General features: G+C 74.5%; 2 protein-coding genes and 1 pseudogene. 1 reads left to right on the plus strand and 2 read right to left on the minus strand.

The window, feature by feature from the left end:
• Nucleotides 1-27: 27 nt before the first annotated feature.
• Nucleotides 28-732, minus strand: coding sequence for a hypothetical protein (locus H5J30_RS28175; RefSeq protein ID WP_181790112.1), 705 nt, complete (start codon nucleotides 730-732; stop codon nucleotides 28-30).
• Between the two features lie 153 nt (nucleotides 733-885).
• Nucleotides 886-1890 (minus strand): selenide, water dikinase SelD, encoded by a 1005-nt coding sequence (selD, locus tag H5J30_RS28180; protein WP_181790113.1) that lies wholly within the window; start codon nucleotides 1888-1890, stop codon nucleotides 886-888.
• Between the two features lie 130 nt (nucleotides 1891-2020).
• Between selD and H5J30_RS28185 the strand changes: the two are divergent.
• Nucleotides 2021-2272 (plus strand): annotated as a pseudogene (locus H5J30_RS28185) (L-seryl-tRNA(Sec) selenium transferase); the annotation flags it as partial.

Here is a 2272-nt window from a genome sequence, read left to right on the forward strand (position 1 = left end):
CGGTCGCCGTGGCGGCGATCAGGGACGTCACCCCACGGCCCGCAGGTCGAGCGCGTCGACCAGCGCGGGCACGCGCTCGGCGGTGGTGTCGGCCAGCGGCACGATGGTCGCCCACACCTCCTCGCTTGAGAGTACGAAGAACGGGCGACCGTCGGAGAGCGAGTCGCGGAACAGCTCTCCCGAGGACACCGACGCGCCCTTCCAGGGCGGGAGTTGAACGGTGTGCTCGCGGGTGGGCCGGCTCATCTCGACCAGGCCGAGCGTCGGCACTTCCTTGAGCACCGTGGCCGGCCGGGCCAGGCGGGTACCGGCGTCGGCGTCGGGCGTGAGCGTGATGCCGTCGGAGTGCTCGGCGATGCCGAGGGTGCGCAGGAGCAGCAGCACGTCGCTGAGCGCGGCCCGGTAGAGCCGGGTGACCAGGCTGAACCGGCGTCCCTGCCAGACCACCAGCGTCGGGTTCTCCACCTGCTGCGACTGCGCGTCGTACTCGCTGGTGGTGGCGGTCCGCAACGTGCCCCCCTGGAAGGAGAGTTCGCTGTCGAAGCCGGTGATCCCCAGGGACGCGGCCACCGACTCGGCCAGGTCGGCCGGCCCGGCGGTCAGCTCGTGCAGGCGGCCGTCCGCGATCACCTCGACGACGGAGGTCGCGGGCCGCGTCAGGTCGAGTTCGGCGGCGAGGCGGTACGCGATACCGTCCAACGCGCGGTGCTCGACGGCAGTGGATGACGCCACGTGGTCCTCCTGACAACGGTGTCCCGAACCTGCTGCGCTGACCCGGCGGCACAGTCTACCCGCATAGAATGACGGTGTACATACAACCCGATCCGCCTCCCGGGGGCCGCCGCACACGCCCGCCCTGCACCGGCCCGGCCCCGGGCCGCACCCTCAGCCGCGTACCACCACGGGCGCCTCGCCGGGCGGCAGCACCTCGCCGATCACCGGATGCCCGGGCACCTCCCCGGCCAGCAGCAGCCCTCCCGAGGTCTGTGCGTCGGCCAGCAGCAACCGGTTCACCTCGGGGAGCGCGCCGAACGACACCCAGGGCTCCACCCACGCCAGGTTCCGCCGGGTGCCGCCGCTGACGAAGCCGTCGACCGCCGCCGGCCCGGCCTCCGCCAGGAACGGCACGGCCGCCGCGTCGATCGCCAGCGTCACACCCGAGGCGCGCGCCAGCTTGTAGGCGTGGCCCAGCAGGCCGAAGCCCGTGACGTCCGTTCCCGCCCTGATGCCCGCGGCGACCGCCGCGACCGAGGCGTCCCGGTTCAGCGCGGCCATCACGGCCACCGCCTCGGGAAAGACCTCGCCGGTCGCCTTGTGCCGGGCGTTGAGCACCCCGCTGCCCAGCGGCTTCGTGAGGGTCAGCGCCCGCCCCGGCTCGGCCGCGTCCAGCCGCAGGATCCGCTCGGGGTGGACCATCCCCACCACCGACATCCCGTACTTGGGCTCCGGGTCGGTCACGCTGTGGCCGCCCGATACCTGGCAGCCCGCCGCGTGCGCCACGTCCCGGCCGCCCCGCAGCACCTCGGCGGCCAACTCCATCGGCAGCGTGTCCCTGGGCCAGGCGAGGAGGTTGACCGCCGCCCACGGGGTGCCGCCCATCGCGTAGACGTCGGAGAGCGCGTTGGCCGCCGCGATCCGCCCCCAGTCGTAGGCGTCGTCCACCACGGGCGTGAAGAAGTCGGCCGTGGTGACGACTGCCCGCTCGCCGTCGAGCCGGACCACGGCGGCGTCGTCCCCGCCGCCCTCAAGGCCCACCAGCAGCTCCGCGGCCGGATCCTGCGGACGGCTGCTCGTCCGGTTCAGGGAGGAGACCAGGGCGTCGAGTTCGCCGGGAGGGATCTTGCAGGCGCAGCCACCGCCGCCCGCGTACTGGGTCAGTCGCACGGTCATCCGCCGGACGTTACCCCCGAACTCCGCTGCCCCGACAGGGGGATCGGCGCGTCCACCGGGAACGTAGACTCCCCCCGACACCGATGCGGTCGGAGCCCCGGCTGTGCCGACGCCACCGGGGAGGCCGGCGTTGACGGACGCCAGACGCCGCGTTCCGCGCACCGACGCGCTGCTCGCCGACCCCCGGCTCGCCGACGCCGTCCGGCGGCTGGGGCGGACCCTGGTCCGCCGTGCGGTCGCGGAGGCCCAGCAGCGGGTACGGGCCGGTGCGCTGGCGCCCGGGGAGGCGGCGGACTCGGCCGTCGCCGCCCTGCCGCGGTACGCCACCTCCCTGCGCCCGGTGGTGAACGCCACCGGCGTCGTCGTGCACACCAACCTCGGC

Origin of the sequence: Streptomyces phytophilus (assembly GCF_013870535.1) — a bacterium.
Lineage (GTDB): Bacteria > Actinomycetota > Actinomycetes > Streptomycetales > Streptomycetaceae > Streptomyces > Streptomyces phytophilus.